The following is a 24,235-nucleotide window of genomic DNA, read 5'->3' as shown; positions in this document are numbered from 1 at the left end:
CCTACCATGGATATTACCTTGTCGATAAGCGCCTTCGTACTGGCCATCCTGGGCATCGCCGGATGTATCGTCCCGGCCCTGCCGGGAACCATCCTCTCCTACGCGGGGCTGCTCTGCGCCTACTTCACCTCCTGGTCGCAGATGGGGGCCGCCGCCATCTGGATCTGGCTCGCCGTCTGCGTGGCCGTCAGCGCGGCCGACTACTTCCTCCCCGCCTGGATGACCAAACGTTTCGGCGGTTCGCGCGCCGGATCGATCGGCGCCACGGTCGGCATCTTTGTCGGATTCTTCCTCCTGCCCCCCATCGGGATCATCCTCGGCCCCTTCCTCGGCGCCGTCGTCGGCGAGCTGATCAACGACCGCCGGGACTTCGCCAAGGCACTGGTCGTCGGCTGCGGGTCGTTCCTCTCGTTCATCGTCGGAACCGGGCTGAAGCTCATCGCCTCGATCGGCATCTTCATCCATATCCTGGTCGACACGTGGCCCACGCTGCGAAACTGGGTTGCTAACGCTTTCTAAATCAAATATTATGAAAAAACTACTGGCTCTGACCGTCGTCATCCTGACGCTGCTCGCCGCGTCGTGCAGCAAGTACAAGTACGAAACGGTCGAAGGAGATCCGATGAACACCCGGATCTACACCCTCCCCAACGGTCTGAAGGTCTACATGAGCGTCAACAAGGAGACGCCCCGTATCCAGACCTACATCGCCGTGCGCGTCGGCGGCAAGAACGACCCCGCCGAAACCACCGGTCTGGCCCACTACTTCGAACACCTCATGTTCAAGGGCACGCCCAACTTCGGAACCTCGGACTACGCCGCCGAGAAGCCGATGCTCGACGAGATCGAACAGCTCTTCGAGGTCTACCGCCAGACCGAGGACGAAGTCGAACGGGAGACCATCTACCGCCGCATCGACTCGATCAGCTACGAAGCCTCGAAACTCGCCATCCCGAACGAGTACGACAAGTTGATGGCCGCCATCGGCGCCAACGGAACCAACGCCTACACGTCGCAGGATATGACCGTCTACGTCGAGGATATCCCCTCGAACGAGGTCGAAAACTGGGCAAAGATCGAGGCCGACCGCTTCCGCAACCCCGTGATCCGCGGCTTCCACACCGAGCTGGAGACCATCTACGAGGAGAAGAACATGTCCCTGACGAAGGATAACCGCAAGGTCTGGGAGGCGCTCGATGCCGCATTGTTCCCCCACCATCCCTACGGTACGCAGACCGTGCTCGGTACGCAGGAGCACCTGAAGAACCCCTCGATCACCAACGTCAAGAATTACCACAAGACCTACTACGTCCCGAACAACATGGCGATCTGTCTGTCGGGTGATCTGAATCCCGACGAGGTGATCGCCACCATCGACAAGTACTTCGGCGACATGCAGCCCAACGAGAATCTGCCCAAGCTGGAGTTCCAGCCCGAAGAGCCCATTACGGAACCCATCGTGCGCGAGGTCTACGGGATGGAGGCGGCCAACGTCCTGATGGGTTGGCGGCTGCCGGGCACGTCGTCCGACCCGAACGACGTGGCCCAGATTGCCAGCGCCATTCTCAACAACGGACAGGCCGGCCTGATCGACCTGGATCTCAACCAGCAGCAGAAGGTCCTCTCCGCTTACGGCGGCTACTCGAGCCAGCCCGACTACAGTTCCTTCCTGCTCGGCGGAAGCCCCAAGGCCGGACAGTCACTCGAAGAGGTCCGCGACCTGCTGCTGGGCGAAGTGGCCAAGCTCCGCTCGGGCGATTTCGACGAGGAGCTCATCCAGGCCTCGATCAACAACTTCAAGCTCTACATGATGCGCGCCTTTGAGAACAACGACTCGCGCGCCGACATGTACGTACAGTCGTTCATCGCCGGGACCGACTGGGCCGACGAGGTGGCACAACTCGACCGCATGGCCCGGATCACCAAGCAGGACGTCGTCGACTGGGCCAACAAGTACCTCGGCCCCGAAAGCTATGCCATCGTCTACAAGCGTGAGGGCGAGGACAAGAGCGTACAGAAGATCGCCGCCCCGAAGATCACCCCCATCGTCACGAACCGTGACAAGCAGAGCGCCTTCCTGACCGAGATCCAGAATACCCCCGTGAAGCCCATCGAGCCGGTATTCGTCGACTATCAGAAGGAGATGTCGCAGTTCGACCTGCGCGAGGGAATCCACGTCCTCTACAAGAAGAACGAGTTGAACGATATCTTCGAACTGCAGTATGTCTTCAACAAGGGAACCGAGAACGATCCCGCCCTCGGACTGGCCTTCGACTACCTGAGCTACCTCGGAACCGAAGCCATGTCGGCCGAGCAGATCGCCTCAGAGATGTACGACATCGCCTGCTCCTTCAAGATGTACGCCGGCGGCAACCTGAGCACCATCACGATCGCTGGTCTGAGCGAAAACATGCCCAAGGCCATACAGATCGTCGAGGGGCTGATCGCCGGTGCCGAGGCCGACGAGGCCATCCTCGAGAACCTCAAGCAGGACATGATCAAGTCGCGCGCCGACGCCAAACTCAGCCAGTCGAAGAACTTCGCCGCCCTGCAGCGCTACATGTTCTACGGCAAGGAGTACATCCGCCGCACGACGCTGACCAACGAACAGTTGCAGGCCCTCAGCTCGGAGGAACTCATCGCCAGCGTTCAGGAGCTGTTGAACAAGAGCCACGAGATTCACTACTACGGCCCGATGACCGAGCCCGACACCAAAAAATGTCTGGCCGACTACCACAAGGCGGCCGACGTACTCGAGCCTCTAGAGGAGAACCACGCGCAGATGCTGCGTACGGACAAGAGCAGCGTCGTGCTGGCCCAGTACGATGCCAACCAGCTCTACTACCTGCAGTACTCGAACCGCGGCGAGGCCTTCGACGTGAAGACCGATCCCGAGATCACGCTCTACAATGAATATTTCGGCGGCAGCATGAACTCGATCTGCTTCCAGGAGATGCGCGAAGCCCGCGGTCTGGCCTACACGGCCCAGGCTTTCCTCTCGACGCCCGCTTTCGCCGACGCGAGCTACAACTACATCGCCTTCATCGCCACGCAGAACGACAAGATGAAGACCGCCATCGAGGCCTTCGACGAGATCATCAACCAGATGCCCGAATCGCAGGCCGCCTTCCAGATCGCCAAGGATGCCATCCTGACCCGTCTGCGCACCGATCGCACCACGGGGGGCCATGTGCTGAACTCCTACGTTGCCCTGCGCCGTCTGGGACTTACGGAGGACCGCAACCGGCAGATCTTCGAGAAGGTGCAGTCGATGACGCTCGACGACGTGAAGGCTGCCCAGCAGAAGTGGGTCAAGGATCGCCCCTACACCTACGGCATTCTGGGCAACATTCAGGATCTCGACCTGAACTTCCTCAAGACGCTCGGCCCCATCACCACCGTTTCGCAGGAGGAGCTCTTCGGATATTGATCCGCAGGGCATCATTCCGACGGCCGGCACCAAGCCGCTCCGTCACCAACTTACGGAAAATCCCCGAAGGCTGCAGCCTCCGGGGATTTTTCATCTCCCGTTCGGAACAGAAAACGGCGCAAACCCTGTCTGAGGATCTGCGCCGTCCCGTATGCTGCGGATCGCTCCGCCGCCACATCAATAGCGGTAGTGCTCGGCCTTGTAGGGGCCCTCGACCGGTACGCCGATGTAGTCGGCCTGCTTCTGCGTCAGGTGGGTCAGCTCGACTCCCAGGTTGTCCAGGTGGAGGCGCGCCACCTCCTCGTCGAGGTGTTTCGGCAGGCGGTAGACATCCACCTTCAGATCCTCCTGCCACAGCTCCATCTGGGCCAGGCACTGGTTCGTGAAGGAGTTCGACATGACGAACGACGGGTGCCCCGTGGCGCAACCCAGGTTGACCAGTCGTCCCTCGGCCAGGATGAAGATCGAGTGGCCGTCGGGGAAGGTGTACTTGTCGACCTGCGGCTTGATGTTCATCTTCACGGCATCGGACTTCTCCAGTCGCGCCATCTGGATCTCGTTGTCGAAGTGGCCGATGTTGCAGACGATCGCCTGGTCACGCATCCGCTCCATGTGTTCGAGCGTGATGATGTCGCAGTTGCCCGTGCAGGTGACGTAGATGTTGCCCTCGGCCAGGGCGCTCTCGACGGTCTTCACCTCGAAGCCCTCCATGGCGGCCTGCAGTGCGCAGATCGGGTCGATCTCCGTGACGATTACCCGTGCGCCGTACGAGCGCATCGAGCGTGCGCAACCCTTGCCCACGTCGCCGTAGCCACACACGACTACCACCTTGCCGGCGATCATGACGTCCGTGGCGCGCTTGATGCCGTCGGCCAGCGATTCACGGCAGCCATAGAGGTTGTCGAACTTCGACTTGGTGCACGAATCGTTGACGTTGATGGCCGGAACAAGCAGTTCGCCGGCAGCCTGCATCTGGTAGAGGCGGTGTACACCCGTCGTGGTCTCCTCGCTCACGCCCTTCCACTCGGCCACCGTGCGGTGCCATTTCTGCGGATCCTCGGCCAGTACCTGCCGGAGCGTCGAGAGGATCACCTCCTCCTCATAGGACGAGGGGGCACAGTCAAGCGTCGAGGCGTCGTTTTCGGCCTTGAAGCCCTTGTGGATCAGCAGCGTGGCATCGCCTCCGTCGTCGACAACCAGCTGCGGGCCCTTGCCGCCCGGGAACGACATCGCCATGGCCGTGCACCACCAGTACTCGGGCAAGGTCTCGCCCTTCCAGGCGAAGACCGGAATCCCCTCCTTGGCGATGGCCGCCGCGGCGTGGTCCTGCGTCGAGAAGATGTTGCACGAGCACCAGCGCACCTCGGCGCCCAGTTCGACGAGCGTCTCGATCAGCACCGCCGTCTGGATCGTCATGTGTAGCGAGCCCATGATGCGGACCCCTTTCAGCGGTTTCTTGGGGCCATATTTGCGTCGTACGGCCATCAGGCCCGGCATTTCGTGCTCGGAGATCTCGATCTCCTTGCGTCCCCACTCGGCCAGCGACAGGTCGGCTACCTTATAGGGAAGCGTTGTGTCCAAAAACATATCGTTTCAATTTTAAGTGTTGTATCCGTTTCGGTCGCCGTACCGCAGCCTCCGCCGCAGTCGCAACCGCATTATTTCTCCTTCGTCTCCACCCCGCAGCGGCTATTCAACTTCTTCGGTCATCCCCCACGGCAGCCCCCAGGCGGCCATTCAAACCCTCTCGGCGGCCCCCTCGGCGGCGATCAGCTCGCGGATCCGCTCCCGGTCGCGGGCGATCTGTTCGCGGAGCTCCTCCACCGTGGCAAAACGCCGTTCGTCGCGGATCTTCTCCACGAGTTCGACCCGCAGGCGGCGTCCGTAGAGCGACTCCGTCAGGTCGAAGACATGGGTCTCGAGGCGGCGTTCCGATCCCCCCACCGAAGGGTTGCAGCCCAGGTTCGACATGGCGTCGTACCAGCGGCCGTCGATCTCGACCCGCGAGCGATAGACCCCATCCGTCAGCGGAAGGTCCGCCGCCACGGCCAGATTGGCCGTCGGAAAGCCCAACTCCCGGCCCAGGCGCCGTCCATGCTCCACCACCCCCTCGATCACCACCCGTTCCATCAGATCTTTTCGGTCAGTTTGCGCACCAGGCTGAACTGCGAGAAGAACTCCTTGGCGAAGACCCGCAGCACCGTATACGAGGGGATGGCCAGCAGCATGCCCAGAATCCCGGCCAGCGATCCGGCGATCAGGATCACCAGAAAGACCTCCAGCGGATGGGCCTTGACCCGTTTCGAGTAGAGCGTCGGCTGGAGGATGAAGTCATCCATTCCCTTGATGACCAGCAGCGTGCAGACAATCACCAGCACCGTATGCCCGACGGGCATCCCCTCGATCGGTGTCACGATACCCACCAGTACCGACAGGATGCCGCCGATCAGCGGTCCGGCGTAGGGCACGACATTCATCACCCCCATGATCAGCCCGATGAAGGCCGCATCGGCCGTCGTCATCCCAAAGGCCATCATCACCAGCGAGACGGCGATCATCAGCAACAGGCTCTCCGTAAGGATACCCGTGAAGTAACGGCCCAGCAGCAGCGTCACCGAATCCAGTGCGCGGGTGATGTTTTCGTGGTAGTGTTCGGGGAAGACCGCCGTGACCATGGCGTAGAAGAGTCCCTCCTCCTTGAGGAAGAAGAAGGTGATGAACGAGATCGAGAAGATGGCGATGACCGACGAGACCACCACGCCGATGACCGACGAGAAGAGACGGTTCAACGAATCGAGGTCGATGATCTGACGCATGGCCGTCGTCAGCTCCTCGGAGAGCGAGAAGGTGCTCTCGGGCAAGGCGAAGAGGCGTTGCAAATCATGCTGTGCCCGCGCTACGGGTTCGCTGATGCTCGACATGACGGCCGTGAAGTCCACATGGGCAAACTGGTTGATCTTGTTGAAGACCAGCGGCACGAAGAGCGAAAAGCAGGCCGCGAAGATCGCCCAGATCACCACGAGCGTCACCAGCGCCGCCAGCCAGCGCGGAACCCGCCAGCCCCGGATGTGAAGATCCGACAGCCGCTTCACCAGCGGTCGCCCCATGACGGCCAGAACGGCCGATACCAGAATGTAGACGACGATCGACGAGAAGTACCACACCAGAAAGAGCACGGCCGTGGCGATGGCCGCACCCACGATGAACTTCAGAACCGTCTGTGGCGTCGTCTTCATGGCTCTACTCCTCCACCTTGCGCAGACGGGCGATCGGCGTCTGCGAACCGATTGTCGGATCGCCGATCTCCACCAGCAGTTCGCTGTCCTTCGGAACCAGCACGTCGATGCGCGATCCGAACTTGATGAAGCCGCAGACGCTGTTCTGCTCCACCTGATGGCCCACCTTCATGTAGGAGACGATCCGCCGTGCGATGAGCCCCGCAATCTGGCGGAACAGCACCCGCTGGCCCGAGGGCATCCGCACCACCGTGGTCGTCCGTTCGTTCTCGGTCGACGACTTCGGGTGCCACGCCACCAGAAAACGGCCCGGATGGTATTTGAAATACTCCACCTCGCCCCCGACGGGCACCCAGTTCATGTGGACATTGGTGATCGACATGAAGATCGAGATCTGCATCATCTCCTCCTGGAGGTACTCGTTCTCGCGCACCACCTCGGTCACCACCACACGGCCGTCGCACGGTGCGAAGACCAGATCGTTGTCGTGGATGCGGACCCGACGCGGCTCGCGGAAAAAGGCCACGATGAAGAACCAGAAGAGCAGCAGGAAGATCGTTCCGCCCCACAGCAGAGCCGTGCCCGACTCGTTGACCAGCATCCGGTAGAAGAGCCACCAGATCAGCAGGCACACGGCGCCCGAAACTCCGATGATCTTGTATCCTTCCTTGTTGATTCTCATATTTCGGTACGATTTGGAGTTACATCACATAAAGCATATAGACGAAGACGAACGGCGCCGAAAGCAGTTCGGCATCGAAACGGTCGAGCACACCGCCGTGGCCGGGGATCAGCCGACCGGAATCCTTGACGCCGGCCGCCCGCTTGAACATCGACTCCACCAGATCGCCCAATACGCCGGTGATCGAGGCCACGAAGGCCAGTCCTGCCCATGCCGCATAGTTGCCCTTGAGCGCCCATGCGGCAACCAGTCCCATAGCCACGGCACCGATGACTCCACCGAAGAAGCCTTCCCACGACTTCTTGGGCGAGAGGCGTTCGCAAAGCCGGTGACGTCCCAGACTCATCCCCACCAGATAGGCGAAGACGTCGTTGGCCCAGATGATGAAGATGTAGAACATCATCACGCCGGGACTCCACTCCTCGCTGGCGATGATCGGGAAGTAGCACATCAGCGAGAAGGGAAGCGCCACGTAGATCACCCCCAGCAATGTGGTGGCGATATTGACCGCGGGATTCTCCCGGCGGCGGAAGAGTTCGCAGATGAACATCACCGGAAGCAGCAACAGCAGAAAGGCCATGCCGAAGGCAAAGGTCCGGTTGGCACTCCCCAGAATCTGGATGTCGTCGCACACGACGGCGAAATTCAGCGCCAGCAGCACCAACCCCACAACCAGACCGACGATCCGTTGCGGAGCCGCTCCCCGCGCCTCGGTCAGGGTGTAGAATTCACGCATTCCCACGATCAGCAACAGCGCCAGCAACGCGCCGAAGCTCCATTGTGACCACGCAATGGCCCCCAAGACAACCACGGCAAGGACCGCTCCGCTCAACGTTCGGACCAGCAGATTCTTCAGTTTTTCGTTCATCGGTTTCAGTAGTCAGGTCGTTACAGGTTGTTCCGCTTATTTCTCCCCCGAGGCCGGATGCTCCGGATCGTCCGTCGCGGCATCCGATGCCGCGGTGTCGGTCGCGGCGGTCGAATCCGTCGCAGCAGCCGGAGCCGATCCCTCCGCAGCCTTGGGTTTGGCCTTGGCCTCCGCCTCACGACGTTCGCGCTCGATATCCTTCTTCCGCTTGCCAAAGATCCGCTCCACATCCTCCGTGAAGACCACCTCGCGCTGCAACAGCAGTTCGGCCAGCTCCTTCAACCCCTCCTTGTGCTCCTTGAGCACCTTCTCGGCCATGCGGTAGGCCTCGCTGATCACCCGGCGCGCCTCGGCGTCGATCTGCCGGGCCGTCTCCTCGGAGTAGGGTTTCGTGAAAGACATGTCGCTCTGGCCCGTCGAATCGTAGTAGGAGAGCGTCCCCACCTGGTCGCTCATGCCGTAGTAGGCCACCATGGCGTAGGCCTGTTTGGTCACGCGCTCCAGATCGTTCAGCGCACCGGTCGACACTTCGCCGAAGGTCAGCTGCTCCGAGACGCGGCCGCCCAGCGTGGCGGCCAGTTCGTCCATCATCTGCTCGCGCGTGGTGATCTGACGCTCCTCGGGCAGGTACCACGCCGCTCCGAGCGCCTTGCCGCGCGGGATGATCGTCACCTTGATCAGCGGGCTGGCGTTCTCCAGAATCCAGCTCACCGTGGCGTGGCCCGCCTCGTGGTAGGCGATCACGCGCTTCTCGTCGTCGGTGATGATCTTGTTCTTGCGCTCCAGACCGCCCACGATGCGGTCGATGGCAGCCAGGAAGTCCTCCTTCGAGATGAATTTCTTGTTGTGACGGGCCGCAATCAGCGCCGCCTCGTTGCAGACGTTGGCGATGTCGGCACCCGAGAAGCCCGGGGTCTGGCGCGCCAGGAACGAGCGGTCGAGCTGCGGATCGAGTTTCAGCGGACGCAGGTGCACGTTGAAGATCTCCTCACGCTCCTTCACGTCGGGGAGACCCACCTCAATCTGACGGTCGAAACGTCCGGCGCGCATCAGTGCCTTGTCCAGAATATCGGCACGGTTCGTCGCCGCCAGCACGATGACGCCCGTATTGGTTTGGAAGCCATCCATCTCCGTAAGCAGCTGGTTCAGCGTATTTTCGCGTTCGTCGTTACCCGAGAAGCCGGCATTCTTGCCGCGGGCCCGGCCGATGGCGTCGATCTCGTCGATGAAGACGATGCACGGAGCCTTCTGCTTGGCCTGTTCGAAGAGGTCACGCACGCGCGAGGCGCCCACCCCGACGAACATCTCCACGAAGTCCGAACCCGAAATCGAAAGGAACGGCACATTGGCCTCACCGGCCACGGCCTTCGCCAGGAGCGTCTTGCCCGTTCCCGGAGGGCCCACCAGCAGCGCTCCCTTCGGAATCTTGGCGCCCAGCTCCTTGTATTTGTCGGCCTTCTTCAGGAAGTCGACGATCTCCATGATCTCGACCTTGGCCTCCTCCAGTCCGGCCACATCCTTGAATGTCACCCGTTTGGAGTTGTCCTTGTCGAATACCTGCGCCTTGGCCTTGCCGACATTCATGATGCCGCCTCCGCCCCCGGCGCCCGCACCGCGCGCCATCGAACGCATGACGAAGATCCATACGCCGATGATGAGGATCCACGGCAGCAGGTTGACCAGCAGAGACGTCCAGTCGTTGCGCTCGTTCTGATAGACGACCGGAACATCCTGTCCCGACTGCGCCTCGGCAGCCTGCAGATCCTCGCGGAACGAATCCACCGAGCCGATCGTAAAGGTCAGCTGCGCACCCGATTCGGGCAGTCGGCGGAAGCGTTTGTCCACCGAGTCGTTCCGGTAACGGTCGGCGGCCTCCTTCGAAAGGAAGACCTGCGCCTCGTCGCGGTTGATGACCTGGATTTTCGTCACGTCGCCCCGCTCGACCATCTCCCGGACCGTCGACCAGTCGCTCTCGAGCGGCCGGTCGTTCGACGGATTGAACAGGTAATAGCCGACGATCAGCGCCGCAATCACGCCGTAAACCCACAGCAGCGAGGGCCGCGGCATGTTCATTTTCGGATTATTGTTGCGTTTGTTCTGATTCTGTGCCATATTACTCCTCGTATTCGTATTTCACCATCGGGGCGTCGGCCCACAGCTCTTCGAGCCGGTAGAAGCTGCGAAGCTCCGTCTGGAAGATGTGAACCACTACATCCACATAGTCCATGGCAATCCATACGGCGTTCTGTTGACCCTCGATGCGCCAGACCTTTTCACCCAGCGTCTCAAGCACCTTCTCTTCAATACCGTCGGCGATGGCCGCCACCTGCGTCGTGGAATCGGCGTTGCAGACCACGAAGTACGAACAGATTGCACCGTCGAATCCCCGAAGGTCCAACGATACAATATTCTTTCCCTTCTTATCTTCAATCGCGCTGACGATCGTTTCGATCAGTTTGTCCATAATTTCCAATAGATGTCTATAACCTTGCAAAGGTATGAAAAGAGAATGAGATTTGAAAATTACCGGTTAAAAATCGCGTAATGAGGCCCCTTTTCCACCCCGACACCCGATTCTCCGGAATTTTAGTGCACGCAACGGATCGGACCGGTTCACGGTCGATTACGATGAAGGCCCCGTCGCCGAAGTGGTCAGCAAAGGATCGTTGACGGTCTCCCGTAACGGCGATCGCTTCGACATCGGGATCTCGCTGAACTGTGCGGATGGAAACAGCCTGCAGGTCGAGTGGGCCGGAACGGCCGTCAGGAGACCGCACCCTGAGCCGCCAACCGACATAATCTCCCTCCTTCGCACCCGGCCGGAGATTATGTCTGCGGCCAAATGCCCCCTCGGGACCATGCCTGCAGCCGGCCTTCGGAACCATACCTGCAGCCGGCTCCCGGAACTATGCCTGAGGATGCACCCCGACGCTCGCCAGAATCGTGTCGGTCAGTGCCTTGATGATCGAACTCTTCACGTAGGTGCGCCGGACGGCAATGGCGATCTTGCGCGAAGTGGCCCCCTTGCAGAGGGTCTTCAACTGGTCGCGATGTTCGGCCGGAATGTACTCGACAGCCATCTCGGGAATGATCGTCAGACACGGCGTACAGTCGACGATGCGCATCAGCGTATCGAGCGACCCCGACTCGAACGAGTAGTGCGAAGGCATCGACCGCCGAGCCTGGCACAGTTCGATGATCTGGTCACGCATGCAGTTGCCCGGGCTCAGAATCACCAGATCCTTCAGGTCGATATCCTCGATGCGGATATTCTGCCGTTCGTAGAGCGGATTCTCGGGCGAAACGTAGACGTAGAAGCGGTCGTTGAAGAGCTCCTGCTCGAGGATCCCCTCGCCGCACGTCCCGCTGGCCACCAGCGCCGCATCGATCCGGTCCCGCTTCAAAGCCTCGACGATATCCGAGGTGATCATCTCCGAAATCTCCAGTTCCACCTTCGGGTAGTCGTGCACGAACGACGGAATGAACTTGTGCAGCAAATAGGGCGCAATGGTCGGAATCACGCCCAGACGCAGTTTGCCGGCCGTCTCGCCCTTGAGTTCGGCCACCGCCTCGCGGATGCAGTTGTAGGCCTTGATCGTCTCCTGGGCCCGGTCCAAAACCACAGCCCCCGCTTCGGTCGGAATCACCGGCTTCTTCGACCGGTCAAGCAGCACAACCCCCAACTCCTCCTCCAGCGACTTGATCTGCATGCTCAACGACGGCTGCGTGACGAAGCAATGTTCGGCAGCCTGCGAAAAACTGCCGCAGTTGGCCACCGCCAACAGATACTCGAGTTGGATGATTGTCATAACAGGTATTTTTTATAACAGACATTTATTTCTCAGAACGAAGATATAAAATTAATCTATATCCTACAACTTTTTTTGAAGCCCCGCGCTGTTTTTCGTATGTTTGTCTCCCAAATACCATTCAGAACAGTTATACCGCTATGGCAAAAATCATCCTCACCGGCGACCGTCCCACGGGCCGCCTCCATCTGGGACACTTCGTGGGCTCGCTGCGCCGCCGCGTGGAGCTGCAGAACTCCGGACTCTTCGACCGCATATTCATCATGATCGCCGACGCCCAGGCCCTGACCGACAACGCCGACAACCCCGAAAAGGTGCGCCAGAACATCATCGAGGTGGCGTTGGACTACCTCTCCGTAGGCCTCGATCCCGAAAAGTCGACCCTCTTCATCCAGTCGCAGGTCCCCGAACTGTGCGAACTGTCGTTCTACTACATGAATCTGGTCACCGTGCAGCGCCTGCAGCGGAACCCCACCGTCAAGGCCGAAATCCAGCTGCGCGGATTCGCCGAAGGGGCCGTCGAGGGCGACACCACCCAGCGGCAGGGCATCCCCGTCGGATTCTTCACCTACCCGATCAGCCAGGCCTCGGACATCACCGCCTTCAAGGCCACGACCGTCCCCGTGGGCGAGGACCAGGAGCCGATGATCGAACAGACGCGCGAAATCGTCCACAAATTCAACTCGGTCTACGGCCAGACGCTCACCATGCCCGAAATCCTGCTGCCGGACAACGCCGCCTGCCTGCGCCTGCCCGGAACGGACGGCAAGGCCAAGATGTCCAAGTCGCTGGGCAACTGCATCTACCTTTCCGATACGGCCGACGAGGTCAAGAAAAAGGTCATGGGCATGTACACCGATCCCGACCACCTGCGCGTCGAGGATCCCGGCAAGGTCGAGGGCAACACGGTCTTCACCTACCTCGACGCCTTCAGCCGCCCGGAACACTTCGCCAAATACCTCCCCGAATACGCCTCGCTCGACGAGTTGAAGGCTCATTACCGCCGCGGCGGTCTGGGCGACGTGAAGGTCAAACGGCTGCTCATCGCGATCCTCAACGAGACGCTCAACCCCATCCGCGAACGTCGCCACTACTACGAGGCCCGCATCGGCGAGGTCTACGACGTGCTGCGCAAAGGGTCGGAAACGGCACGTGCCGCTGCGGCCGAAACCCTGGCCGAGGTGCGCCGCGCTATGAAGATCAACTACTTCGAGGACCAGCAGCTCATCGACGAGCAGGCCCGCCAGTACGCCGAGAAACTCAAACACTGATCCTGCCGTGCGCCGCATGGAACTCCGCGCCGACCGTATCTACGCCGCCTTTCTCAAACTGACACGGCGTCTTTCAAACCGCCAGATGATGATGCTGCTGGCGGTGGTGGTCGGTGCGCTCGCCGGACTGGGCACCTATCTCTTCGAGATGCTGCTCTACGCCATCAAAACCGGTCTGACAAACTGGTTCCCGGTCGACAGCGCCCACTTCCTCTTCCTGATCTACCCCGCCGTGGGTATCATCCTGGCCACGCTGTTCGTCCGTTACATCGTGCGCGACAACATCTCCGAAGGCGTTACGCGCGTCCTCTACGCCATGTCGAGCCGCAACTCCCGCATCGCCGCCCACAACTGCTGGACCTCGATCGTCGGAGGTGCCACGACCATCGGATTCGGCGGTTCGGTCGGTCCTGAGGCCCCGATCGTGCTGACCGGAGCCGCCATCGGCTCGAACATCAGCCGGCTGGTGCACCTCAACTACAAACACTCCACGCTGCTGCTCTGCTGCGGCGCCGGTGCCGCCCTGGCCGCCATCTTCAAGGCCCCGATCACCGGTGTGGTCTTCGTGCTGGAGATCCTCATGCTCGACATCACCGCCGCATCGGTCATCCCGCTGCTCATCGCCTCGATCACCGCCACGACGATCGCCTTCACGTTCCGCGGGTTTGACCCCATTCTGGCCGTGACGCTGGCGCCCGAGGATGCCTTCGAACTGTGGCAGATCCCGCTCTTCATCCTCCTCGGCGTGCTGTGCGGTCTGATGGCCTGGTACTTCACCTCGATGAACGCCCGCATCGGCGACTTCTTCAAACGCATCGACAGGCAATACAAGAAGTGGATCCTGGGCGGCGCCATCCTCGGCATCCTGATCTTCGTCTTCCCGCCCCTCTACGGCGAAGGCTACGAAGGATTTACCTCACTCATGCACGGCAACGAGCAGGAACTGTTCGACAACTCGCTCTTCTACCGCTTCCGCGACATCGACTGGGTCGTCGTCCTCTTCGTCATCGCCACGATGTTCTTCAAGGTCATCGCCATGGCCTCGACCAACGCTGCAGGCGGTGTCGGCGGTACGTTCGCCCCTTCGCTTTTCGTCGGGGCCTTCACCGGAGCCTCGCTGGCGCTCATCTGCAATCTGCTGTTCCACTGGGAGGTCTCGATCGTCTCGTTCACACTCGTGGGCATGGCCGGCGTCATGTCCGGCGTGATGAACGCCCCGCTGACCTCGATCTTCCTGATCGCCGAGCTCTCGAACGGTTACGGCCTCTTCATCCCGCTGATGATCACGGCCTGCATCTCGTTTGCCGTCGACTACTACCTCGACCCCGATTCGATCTACACCAAGCAGCTGCGCAAGAAGGGCGAACTGCTGACCCACGACAAGGACCAGTCAGTCTTCGTCTTCCTGAAGCTGGAGGATCTGATGGAGACCGATTTCCTGCGCATCAAGGAGAACATGACACTGGGCGACATCGTCCACATCATCTCCACGGCCCGGCGCAACATCTTCCCCGTGATCGACAACTTCGGACGCCTGCTGGGCGTCGTACAGCTCGACGACCTGCGTGAGGACATGTTCAAGCCCCAGAAATACGGCCGTCCGATCTCCGACTACATGATCCCGCCCCCGGACAAGATTCTCGAACACGAGGCCATTCAGAGTGTCATGGAGAAGTTCGAGGACAAGCACACCTGGATGCTGCCCGTCGTCGACAAACAGAACCACTATCTGGGATTCATCTCCAAGTCGCGGATCCTGAACGCCTACCGCGAACAGCTGGTCAAGATCCAGCAGTAGGAAGGAGCCGACGGAGGAGAAGCCCGTCGGGCGGATGGGGAGACGCGGAAAGCCGGAGCTCGGAAGGAGCCAACGGAGAAGAGGCCCGTCGGACGGATGGGGTAGACACGGAAGGCCGAAGCACCGCGGCCGGTGGCATTCACCGCCTCCGATACACTCGAAAACCCAAAACCAACACAATACACCATGATCTCTTTTGACAGCCCCTCGTGGGCCGATGCGCTCGACTGCGCCGTCACGCTCTGCGACACGCAAGGGATGGTCTGCTACCAGAACCGCCGCTCCGTGGAGGTCAACGGCGACGTGAGGGGCCGCTCGCTCCTCCCCTGCCACAACGACCGTTCGCGGGAGATCATCCGACGGCTGCTCGACGACGGCGGCCGAAACGTCTACACCATTCATAAAAAGGGCATCCGCAAGCTGATCTACCAGACCGTCTGGTACGACGAGGAACGGATCGGCGGACTCGTGGAGTTCTCGATGGAGCTCCCCGACGAGATGCCCCACTACGTCCGGTCATGACAAAAACACTTAAAGTAAGAAGAAGATGCTGCATTTCGATTGCGACTACATGGAGGGGGCCCACCCCGAGGTGATGCGCCGCCTGCTGGAGACCAACCTCGAACAGACTCCCGGATATGGCTGCGACCCCCATACGGAGCGGGCCCGCGAACTCATCCGGCAGGCATGCGGCGCCCCGCAGGCCGAGGTTCATTTTCTGGTCGGCGGCACGCAGACCAACGCCACCGTCATCGACGGTCTGCTGCGCCGGCACGAAGGGGTGCTGGCCGCCGAATCGGGTCACATCAACGTCCACGAGGCCGGAGCCATCGAAGCTGCCGGCCACAAGGTCCTGACGCTCCCCTCGCACGAAGGCAAGATCCGCGCCGAGGAGATCGACCGCTGGATCGAGGAATTCTACCGCGACGAAACGTGGCCCCATATGGTCGCCCCCGGGATGCTCTACCTCTCGCACCCGACCGAATTCGGGACACTCTACACGCTCAGTGAGATGGAGGCGATCCATGCCGTCTGCCAACGCTACTCGATCCCGCTCTACCTCGACGGTGCACGGCTCAGCTACGCCCTGGCCTCGGAGGAGAATACCCTCACGCTCCGCGACATCGCCCGGCTGTGCGAGGTCTTCTACATCGGCGGCACCAAGACCGGCCTGCTCTTCGGCGAGGCGGTCGTCATCACGCGGCCCGAGCTGCTGCCGCACTTCTTCACCCTCGTCAAGCAGCACGGCGCCCTGCTGGCCAAGGGTCGGCTGCTGGGGGTGCAGTTCGAGACGCTCTTCACCGAAGAGCTCTACCTGCGGATTGCCCGACAGGCCATCTCGACAGCCAGGCGGCTGAAAGAGGCCCTGCTCGCAAAAGGATACCGGCTCCACATCGACTCGCCGACCAACCAACAGTTCTTCGTCCTGCCGAACCGCGAGATCGACCGGCTCAGTCAGTACGCCACCTTCGAGTTGTGGGGGCCGCGCGGCAAGGAGGAGTCCGTCGTAAGGTTCGTCACCAGCTGGGCCACCACCGACGAGCAGATCGACGCGCTGACAGCCCGGCTCTGACCCCAGCCGAACGGTAGCTGGAAGGCAGTACGTTCGTTTTTTTGTCGCGTTTACTTGCTATTTTGTAAAGTTTATTTTACATTTGCGACAGCAGTCGGGAGAAGTGCGCACCTCCGACAGGCTGCCTGACCGACAAAAACGAACAACCATGAATCGAATGCTGCTGCTTCCCCACCCGTTCAAACGGATCGGATGGATGCTGTTCATCCCGACCGCACTCTTCGGCCTGCTGATGGCCATCGACGGATTCAACGGATTCCCCTCGTTTCTGCTGCCCGGTTCGGCCGTGGCCGGCGACATCGCCAACCGGATCAGCAACAACGTCGCGCTGATCGGCGTACTGCTCGGATCGCTCCTGATCACCTGTTCACGCGAACGCGTCGAGGACGAACTCATCGCCCGAATCCGCCTCAATGCCCTGCTGGCCGCCCTCTACACAACGACCGGTATCGCCGTGATAGCCGCTCTCGTGCTCTACGACTTCACCTATCTCTACTTCATGATTTTCAATCTCTGTCTGTTGCCCGTACTCTTCCTCGTGATCGAACGAATGATGTTGTGGCGGTTGAGAAAGGAGGCCTCGCATGAAGAATAGACTCCGTGTCGAACGGGCCGAACGGCGCTTGACCCAGCAGCAGCTGGCCGATGCCGTCGGGGTGAGCCGCCAGACGATCCATGCGATCGAAGCGGGACGCTTCATCCCCTCGACGCTGCTGGCGCTGAAGATCGCCCGCCAGTTTGCCAAGCCCGTCGAAGAGCTCTTCCAGTTGGAGCCAGGCGAATAAAAAAAGGGAGCGGCCTCACAGAGGTCTCTCCCCTTAACCGGCTCCGGAGTATCGGCTTCCGGCCGCCCCCCGGTCAGAGCTTGATGTCGTAGATCTGGATCACGCCCACAAGCTTGCCCGACTCGTCCGTAACGAGCAGCGAGGTCACCTTGTTGCGCGTCATCATCTTCTCGGCTTCGATCAGCTTCTCGGTCGGAGCAATCGTCTTCGGGTGCGGCGTGGCGATATCTTTTGCCTTGATATTGAAGAACTCACCCCGCAGCCGCTCCATGGCCCGACGCACGTCACCATCCGTGACGATGCCCTCGATGCGGTCGCCCTCGCAGATGACGATCAGTCCCAGCCCGCCCTTCGAGATGGCGTGGATCATCTCCGTGGCCGGGCAGTCGGGAGCCACCACCGGCAGGTCGTGGTCACGCATGACGTTGCCCACGGTCATCAGCAGGCGCCGTCCCAGGCTGCCGCCCGGATGCAGGCGTGCGAAATCGACGCTCGTGAAGCCCCGCAGCTGCATCAGCGAGACGGCCAGCGCATCGCCCATGGCGATCTGTGCCGTCGTAGACGACGTGGGGGCCAGGTGCAGGATGCAGGCCTCTTTCTGGACCCGCACGTTCAGGTGCACGTCCGAATTCTTGGCCAGCGCCGAGTCGGGGTTACCCGTCATCGAGATCAGGCGGTTGCCGTTCGAGTGGATGAAGGGGACGATCTTCAGAATCTCGTCCGTCTCGCCCGAATAGGAGAGTGCCAGGATGATATCCTCCTTCGAGATCATGCCCAAGTCACCGTGGAAGGCCTCGCCCGGGTGGAGGAAGAAGCTCGGCGTGCCGGTCGAGGCGAGCGTCGCGGCGATCTTGCGCCCCACGAGGCCCGATTTGCCCATACCCGTCACGATGCACTTGCCGTGACTCGAAAGAATCATCTCCACGGCCTCGACAAACGAGTCGTCCAGCGACTCCTCCAGATGCCGGAGCGTCAACATCTCGGTATGCACCGCCTTGCGGGCCACCTCCAAAATTTGCTCTTTAGCTGTATCGATCATATTGTTGCTCAAAGCAGAGTTTCGATCAAAGGTTCCAGATCATCGAGCCGCAGCATGTTGGCCGCATCGCTCAGACCCCGGTCCGGATCGGGGTGCACCTCGAAGAAGTAGCCCGTAGCGCCGAAGGCCTTCGCGGCCCGGGCCATCGCCGGAACGAATTCGCGGTTGCCGCCCGTCTTGCCCCCCGCCGCACCGGGACGCTGCACCGAGTGGGTGCAGTCCATGATCACCGTCGGCGCGATCTGCAGCATGTCCGGGATATTGCGGAAATCGACCACCAGGTTGTTGTAGCCGAACGAGTTGCCGCGTTCGGTGAGCCACACTTCGCGGGCCCCGGCATCGAGTGCCTTCTCGTAGGGATAGCGCATGTCGGCCCCCGAAAGGAACTGCGCCTTCTTGATGTTCACGGTGCGTCCGGTCTTCGCGGCGGCCACCACCAGGTCGGTCTGCCGGCACAGGAAGGCCGGGATCTGGATCACGTCCACCACCTCGCCCACCGGCGCAGCCTGCCACGACTCGTGGATGTCCGTAAGGAGCTTCAACCCCCACTTCGCGCGCACGTCGGCAAGCATCTGCAGCCCCTTCTCGAGACCCGGGCCCCGGAACGAGGCTATCGACGTGCGGTTGGCCTTGTCGAACGAGGCCTTGAAGAGGATCTGCGTGCCCAGGCGGCGGTTGATGGCCACAAGGCGTTCGGCCACCGTGTCCAGCAGTTCGGCGGATTCGATGACGCAGGGTCCGGCAATCAGTATCATAACGTTATCGGTTGAATTCGGGGTGTTGTTTCAAAAACTCCTCGGCGCGCACCAGATCCTCCGGCGTGTCGATCCCCACGGTCTCGACCGGCGTGATGCCCACACCTATTTTGTAGCCGTTCTCCAGCCAGCGCAGCTGTTCGAGCGATTCGGCCAGCTCGAGCGGCGACTGCGGCAGCGCGGTCACCGCACGCAGCACCTCCGTGCGGAAGGCATAGAGGCCGATGTGCTTGTAGAAGGTATGCCGCGAGAGCCACTCCTCGCGCGGAACGTTGCGCAGGTAGGGGATCACCGACCGCGAAAAGTACAGCGCCCGCGACTGCGCGTCGAGCACCACCTTCGGCGAGTTGGGATTCTCCAGCGCCTCAAGGCCGTCGGACTCCGCAAAGGGCTTCACCAGCGTGGCGATGTCGGTCGAGGGGTCATCGAAGCAGCGCTTCACCGCCTCGAGCTGCTCGCGGCGGATGAAGGGTTCGTCGCCCTGCACGTTGACCACCACGTCGTACGTCCGGCCCTGCTTGCAGTAGGCCTCCCAGCAGCGGTCCGTACCGCTGCGGTGCGCCGTCGAGGTCATCTCGACCCGCCCGCCGAACGACCGCACGGCCTCGTAGATCCGCTCGTCGTCCGTAGCCACCACGGCGTCGTCCAGCACGCCGGCCACCTGTTCGTAGACCCGCTGGATGACGGGTTTGCCCCCCAGCCGGGCCAGCGGCTTGGCCGGGAAACGCGTCGACGCGTAGCGCGCCGGAATGATTGCGATGAATTTCATACCTTCACTGCTATTCGGTTGCATCCGCCTCGAGCCCGCGGCGCTGACGTGCCGTCAGTTTCGCCTTCGCAAGCCCGTACGATTTTTTTACCAGGTCGAGAATCTCCTCCGCCGGAATATCCCCGTCGAAACGAACGCTGATCCAGTGGTGCTTGTCCATGTGCCAACCCGGGGTGATTCCCTCGTAGCGATCGATCAGCACGGGAATCTCCTCCGGAGCACAGCGGATCGTACAGAAGTCGAACGCTTCGGCATTCACAAAGCAGAACCACTTGTCCACCACGTAAAAGACCAGCAGATTGCGGTCGTATTCGGAGGTGGCCTTCCCGAAGGCGAAGTCGTCATGCACGCCCGGCAGCGACAGACAATAGCGACGGAAATCCTCGATATTCATTTTCCCGGATATTTACTCCTTAACGGTCGTTGCGTCGGAGGCCGGCTTCGGCTCCAGCGCCAGCGCCAGCACCTCGTCGTTCGTGCGCACGTAGTGGAACGTCAGACCCTCGACGTATTCGGGCTTGATCTCGGCGATGTCCTTGCGGTTTTCGTCCGAAAGGATCAGCTCCGTGATGCCGGCCCGCTTGGCCGCCAGAATCTTCTCCCTGACGCCGCCTACGGGCATCACCCGTCCGCGGAGGGTCGTCTCGCCCGTCATGGCGATCCGCTCCTTCACCTTGCGGCCCGTGTAGGTCGAGACGATCGAGGTGACCATCGTGATGCCCGACGAGGGGCCGTCCTTCGGGATCGCACCCTCCGGAACGTGGATGTTGATGTCGTTCGTCTCGAACATCTTCGGGTCGATGCCCAACTCCTTGTAGTGGGCCATCACCCACTCGTGGGCAATCGTCGCCGACTCCTTCATCACGTCGCCCAGGTTGCCCGTCAGGCTGATGCGCCCCTTGCCGGGCGTCAGGCACGACTCGATGTAGAGGATGTCACCACCCACTTCGGTCCATGCCAGACCCGTCACGACACCCGTCATGCCGCCCACCTCGTACTCCTCGCGCAGGAACTTCGGCATGCCGAGGATCTTCGCGACATCCTCGGCCGTGATCTCCGGCCGGGGCTCCTCGTCGAAGGCGATCTGCTTGGCACGTGCCCGGGCGATCTTGGCCAGATGCTTGTCCAGCGAGCGGACGCCCGCCTCACGCGTATAGTCCGAGATGACCTGTTCGATCACCGCGTCGCTCATCGTCAGCTCGTCGGGCTTGATGCCGTGGGCCTCGCGCAGCTTCGGCAGCAGGTGATCCTGGGCGATGCGCACCTTCTCCTCGATCAGGTAGCCCGGGATGTTGATCATCTCCATACGGTCGCGCAGCGCCGGGGCGATGTTGCCCACGTTGTTGGCCGTAGCGATGAAGAGCACCTTCGAGAGGTCGTACTCCATGTCGATGTAGTTGTCGTGGAAGGTGGTGTTCTGCTCCGGGTCGAGCACCTCGAGCAGCGCGCTCGAGGGGTCGCCGTGGTTCGAGACCGTCACCTTGTCCACCTCGTCGAGGATGATCACCGGATTGGACGAACCGCACCGCTTGATCGTCTGGATGATCCGGCCCGGCATGGCGCCGATGTAGGTACGACGGTGTCCGCGGATCTCCGACTCGTCGTGCAGTCCGCCCAGCGAGATACGGCCGAACTTGCGGCCCAAGGCCGTGGCCACCGACTTGCCCAGCGAGGTTTTGCCCACGCCCGGAGGTCCGTACAGGCAGAGGATCGGGGACTTCAGGTCGCCCTTCAGCTTGATGACGGCCAGGTGTTCCAAGATACGCTCCTTGACCTCGTCCAGTCCGAAATGGTCGTGGTCCAGCTGTTCGCGGGCCTGCTTCAGGTCGAGGTTGTCCTTCGTCACGTCGTTCCAAGGCAGCTCCAGCAACAGCTGCAGGTAGGTCATCTGCACCGAATACTCCGCCACGGCGGGGTTCAGCCGCTCGACCTTCTGCAACTCCTTTTCGAAGGTCTCGCCGACCTCCTTCGGCCAGTTCTTCTTCCTGGCCTCCTCGCGCATCTTTTCGATGTCGGCATCGGGGCCGTCGCCCAGTTCGTCCTGGATCGTGCGCATCTGCTGCTGCAGGTAGTAGTCGCGCTGCTGCTTGTCGATCTCCTGCTTGACGCGCTCCTGGATCTGGTTCTTCAACTCGGCAAGCTGCTGTTCGCGGATCAGGATCTCGAGCAGCTTGCGCGCACGGGCCAGCAGGCCGGGGGCTTCGAGCAGCGACTGCCGGTCCTCGTCCGTGAGCTCCATGTTCGAGCAGATGAAGTTGATGAAGCCGCGTTTCGAGTCGATGTTCTTGATGGCGAAGGCCGCCTCCTTGGGCATCGACGGCGAGATGTTGATGATTCCCAGCGCCACGTCGCGGATCGAGTCCACGAGGGCTTCGAACTCGATGCTCTTCAGATCGGGCGTCGAGTCGCGCAGCGCCACCACGCGGGCCTTGAAATAGGGCTCCGTGGCGACATATTCCGTGATTTCGATCTTCTCCAGACCATTCAGGATCACCGTCAGGTTGCCGTTGGGCATCTCCAGGATCTTGATGATCCGGGCTGCCGTGCCGACCTTGTACATGTCGTCCGGCGAAGGGTCCTCCACCTCGCTCTCGCGCTGCAGCACGGCTCCCAGCAGCCCGCCCTCGGCATTCACCGCGCGGACCAGCGAGATGCTCTTGTCACGCCCGACCGTAATGGGGGTGATGGCGCCCGGAAAGAGCACCGACGAACGCAGCGTAAGAATCGGAAGAATCTCCGGGACTTCGACCTCCTCGACCGGTTCGTCACCGCCCGTCACGATGGGGATCACGCGGTGTTTGCCGTCGAGAAGCTCGGGGACGAGGCTCACGTCGTCCACTTCTACAGTTTCGATCTTATCTTTTTTGCTCATATTTTTCCTATATACAATGCGCAAAGGTAACGTTTTTTCGCAGAATTTATTTCATCTTTGACAGATTGTTGATAACTTTGCCCCCTCGGAAACAACGTTTAATTATCTACCAGCCATGCAAATCGCTGACAAATACGCACCCAAGCAGATCGAAGCCAAATGGTACGACTACTGGATCAACCACAAGCTCTTCCATTCGGAACCCGACCAGCGCCAACCCTATACGATCGTCATCCCGCCCCCCAACGTCACCGGCATGCTCCACATGGGCCACATGCTCAACAACACGTTGCAGGACGTGCTGGTGCGCCGCGCCCGCATGTCGGGCAAGAACGCATGCTGGGTCCCCGGCATGGACCACGCCTCGATCGCCACCGAGGCAAAGGTCGTCGCCATGCTCCGCGAAAAGGGCATCGAGAAGTCCTCGCTCACGCGTGAGGAGTTCCTCAAATACGCCTGGGAGTGGAAGGAGAAGTACGGCGGCGTGATCCTTCAACAGCTGCGCAAGCTCGGCGCCTCGTGCGACTGGGACCGCACCTGCTTCACGATGGACGACATCCGCACCGAAGGCGTCCTGCGCGTCTTCTGCGACCTCTACGACAAGGGCAAGATCTACCGCGGCGTGCGCATGGTCAACTGGGACCCCGCCGCACAGACCGCCCTCTCGGACGAGGAGGTCGTCTTCAAGGAGTCGCACGGAAAGCTCTACTACCTGCGCTACCGTGTTGAAGGTTCCGACCGCGTCATCGTCGTCGCCACGACCCGTCCCGAGACCATCCTCGGCGATACGGCCCTCTGCGTCAACCCCGATGACCCGCGTTATCAGGATCTGCCCGCCGACGCCCGCGTCATCGTGCCGCTCGTCGGCCGCTCGATCCCCGTCATCCGCGACACGTACGTCGACATCGAGTTCGGTACGGGTGCCCTGAAGGTCACCCCGGCCCACGACGTGAACGACTACATGCTGGGCGAGAAATACGGCCTGGAGACCATCGACATCTTCAACGACGACGGCACGATCAACGACAAGGTCGGCATGTATGTCGGCATGGACCGTTTCGACGTCCGCCGCCAGATCGAGAAGGATCTCGACGAGGCCGGCCTGCTCGAGAAGGTCGAGGCCTACACGAACAACGTCGGCTACTCGGAGCGTACGGGCGTGGCCATCGAACCGAAACTCTCGATGCAGTGGTTCCTCTCGATGAAGGAGCTGGCCGAGCCCGCCACGAAGGCCGTCATGGAGGACGAGATCCGCTTCGTCCCCGAAAAGTACAAGAACACCTACCGCTACTGGATGGAGAACATCAAGGACTGGTGCATCTCGCGTCAGTTGTGGTGGGGACACCGC

Annotated in this window: 22 protein-coding genes; 9 read left to right on the top strand and 13 right to left on the bottom strand. The window is 61.2% G+C overall.

The window, feature by feature from the left end; all coding sequences use genetic code 11:
* Positions 1-6: 6 nt before the first annotated feature.
* Entirely contained in the window at positions 7-519 is a 513-nt protein-coding gene (locus PUQ42_RS02265) for a DUF456 domain-containing protein (RefSeq protein ID WP_087403659.1), read from the top strand.
* Positions 520-529: 10 nt separating this feature from the next.
* Positions 530-3,430, top strand: a complete 2,901-nt coding sequence (locus tag PUQ42_RS02260; RefSeq protein WP_273370584.1) for a M16 family metallopeptidase — start codon at positions 530-532, stop codon at positions 3,428-3,430.
* Between the two features lie 177 nt (positions 3,431-3,607).
* On the opposite strand, the gene ahcY is transcribed toward PUQ42_RS02260, so the two are convergent.
* The 8 genes from ahcY to PUQ42_RS02220 all read right to left on the bottom strand — a co-directional run bounded on the left by ahcY (position 3,608) and on the right by PUQ42_RS02220 (position 12,025).
* Positions 3,608-5,017 (bottom strand): adenosylhomocysteinase, encoded by a 1,410-nt coding sequence (ahcY, locus tag PUQ42_RS02255; protein ID WP_122119541.1) that lies wholly within the window; start codon positions 5,015-5,017, stop codon positions 3,608-3,610.
* Positions 5,018-5,167: 150 nt separating this feature from the next.
* Complete coding sequence (locus PUQ42_RS02250) at positions 5,168-5,560, bottom strand: riboflavin kinase (RefSeq protein ID WP_273370582.1); 393 nt, start codon at positions 5,558-5,560, stop codon at positions 5,168-5,170.
* The gene (locus PUQ42_RS02245; protein WP_273370581.1) at positions 5,560-6,666 is read right to left on the bottom strand and encodes an AI-2E family transporter; all 1,107 of its coding nucleotides are present in this window, start codon (positions 6,664-6,666) and stop codon (positions 5,560-5,562) included. Before PUQ42_RS02245 ends, PUQ42_RS02250 begins: the two co-directional genes overlap by 1 nt.
* A gap of 4 nt (positions 6,667-6,670) precedes the next feature.
* Complete coding sequence (locus PUQ42_RS02240; protein WP_087308852.1) at positions 6,671-7,348, bottom strand: phosphatidylserine decarboxylase family protein; 678 nt, start codon at positions 7,346-7,348, stop codon at positions 6,671-6,673.
* Between the two features lie 19 nt (positions 7,349-7,367).
* Positions 7,368-8,216 carry a phosphatidate cytidylyltransferase gene (locus PUQ42_RS02235; protein WP_273370580.1) on the bottom strand — a complete coding sequence of 283 codons (849 nt, stop codon included), beginning with the start codon at positions 8,214-8,216 and terminating at the stop codon, positions 7,368-7,370.
* 36 nt (positions 8,217-8,252) lie between these two features.
* Positions 8,253-10,328, bottom strand: a complete 2,076-nt coding sequence (gene ftsH / locus PUQ42_RS02230; RefSeq protein WP_273370579.1) for an ATP-dependent zinc metalloprotease FtsH — start codon at positions 10,326-10,328, stop codon at positions 8,253-8,255.
* A gap of 1 nt (position 10,329) precedes the next feature.
* Positions 10,330-10,680: a ribosome silencing factor gene (gene rsfS / locus PUQ42_RS02225; RefSeq protein WP_087308849.1), complete on the bottom strand. Its 351-nt coding sequence runs from the start codon at positions 10,678-10,680 to the stop codon at positions 10,330-10,332.
* A 442-nt stretch (positions 10,681-11,122) separates the two neighbouring features.
* On the bottom strand, positions 11,123-12,025 hold the full coding sequence (locus PUQ42_RS02220) for a hydrogen peroxide-inducible genes activator (RefSeq protein WP_087403675.1): 903 nt from the start codon (positions 12,023-12,025) through the stop codon (positions 11,123-11,125).
* A gap of 140 nt (positions 12,026-12,165) precedes the next feature.
* Here PUQ42_RS02220 and trpS point away from each other — a divergent pair, with 140 nt between their 5' ends.
* The 6 genes from trpS (at position 12,166) to PUQ42_RS02190 (ending at position 17,452) form a co-directional block, all read left to right on the top strand.
* On the top strand, positions 12,166-13,296 hold the full coding sequence (trpS, locus tag PUQ42_RS02215; protein WP_087308846.1) for a tryptophan--tRNA ligase: 1,131 nt from the start codon (positions 12,166-12,168) through the stop codon (positions 13,294-13,296).
* A 16-nt stretch (positions 13,297-13,312) separates the two neighbouring features.
* Complete coding sequence (locus PUQ42_RS02210) at positions 13,313-15,094, top strand: chloride channel protein (protein ID WP_273370687.1); 1,782 nt, start codon at positions 13,313-13,315, stop codon at positions 15,092-15,094.
* A gap of 186 nt (positions 15,095-15,280) precedes the next feature.
* Entirely contained in the window at positions 15,281-15,616 is a 336-nt protein-coding gene (locus tag PUQ42_RS02205) for a PAS sensor protein (protein WP_273370564.1), read from the top strand.
* A gap of 25 nt (positions 15,617-15,641) precedes the next feature.
* The gene (locus tag PUQ42_RS02200) at positions 15,642-16,667 is read left to right on the top strand and encodes a threonine aldolase family protein (protein WP_273370562.1); all 1,026 of its coding nucleotides are present in this window, start codon (positions 15,642-15,644) and stop codon (positions 16,665-16,667) included.
* Positions 16,668-16,815: 148 nt separating this feature from the next.
* Entirely contained in the window at positions 16,816-17,262 is a 447-nt protein-coding gene (locus PUQ42_RS02195; protein WP_273370560.1) for a hypothetical protein, read from the top strand.
* Positions 17,252-17,452 (top strand): helix-turn-helix transcriptional regulator, encoded by a 201-nt coding sequence (locus PUQ42_RS02190; RefSeq protein WP_122119549.1) that lies wholly within the window; start codon positions 17,252-17,254, stop codon positions 17,450-17,452. Before PUQ42_RS02195 ends, PUQ42_RS02190 begins: the two co-directional genes overlap by 11 nt.
* A gap of 73 nt (positions 17,453-17,525) precedes the next feature.
* Here PUQ42_RS02190 and PUQ42_RS02185 read toward each other — a convergent pair whose 3' ends face one another.
* The 5 genes from PUQ42_RS02185 to lon are packed head-to-tail and all read right to left on the bottom strand — an operon-like array spanning position 17,526 to position 22,887.
* The gene (locus PUQ42_RS02185; RefSeq protein ID WP_122121453.1) at positions 17,526-18,491 is read right to left on the bottom strand and encodes a KpsF/GutQ family sugar-phosphate isomerase; all 966 of its coding nucleotides are present in this window, start codon (positions 18,489-18,491) and stop codon (positions 17,526-17,528) included.
* 8 nt (positions 18,492-18,499) lie between these two features.
* On the bottom strand, positions 18,500-19,246 hold the full coding sequence (kdsA, locus tag PUQ42_RS02180; protein WP_122119550.1) for a 3-deoxy-8-phosphooctulonate synthase: 747 nt from the start codon (positions 19,244-19,246) through the stop codon (positions 18,500-18,502).
* 4 nt (positions 19,247-19,250) lie between these two features.
* Positions 19,251-20,015, bottom strand: coding sequence for a 3-deoxy-manno-octulosonate cytidylyltransferase (kdsB, locus tag PUQ42_RS02175; protein WP_087403681.1), 765 nt, complete (start codon positions 20,013-20,015; stop codon positions 19,251-19,253).
* Between the two features lie 10 nt (positions 20,016-20,025).
* Positions 20,026-20,409, bottom strand: a complete 384-nt coding sequence (locus PUQ42_RS02170) for an MmcQ/YjbR family DNA-binding protein (protein ID WP_087309498.1) — start codon at positions 20,407-20,409, stop codon at positions 20,026-20,028.
* A gap of 12 nt (positions 20,410-20,421) precedes the next feature.
* Complete coding sequence (gene lon / locus PUQ42_RS02165; RefSeq protein ID WP_273370555.1) at positions 20,422-22,887, bottom strand: endopeptidase La; 2,466 nt, start codon at positions 22,885-22,887, stop codon at positions 20,422-20,424.
* A gap of 115 nt (positions 22,888-23,002) precedes the next feature.
* On the opposite strand from lon, the gene PUQ42_RS02160 reads away from it, so the two are divergent.
* On the top strand, positions 23,003-24,235 hold a 1,233-nt coding region (locus tag PUQ42_RS02160; protein ID WP_273370551.1), incomplete at its 3' end, for a class I tRNA ligase family protein.

This window comes from Alistipes megaguti, assembly GCF_944320325.1.
Taxonomy (GTDB): Bacteria; Bacteroidota; Bacteroidia; order Bacteroidales; family Rikenellaceae; genus Alistipes; species Alistipes megaguti.
Note: the sequence above shows the minus strand (reverse complement) of the source record. Positions and strands in the feature narration are given on the sequence as shown.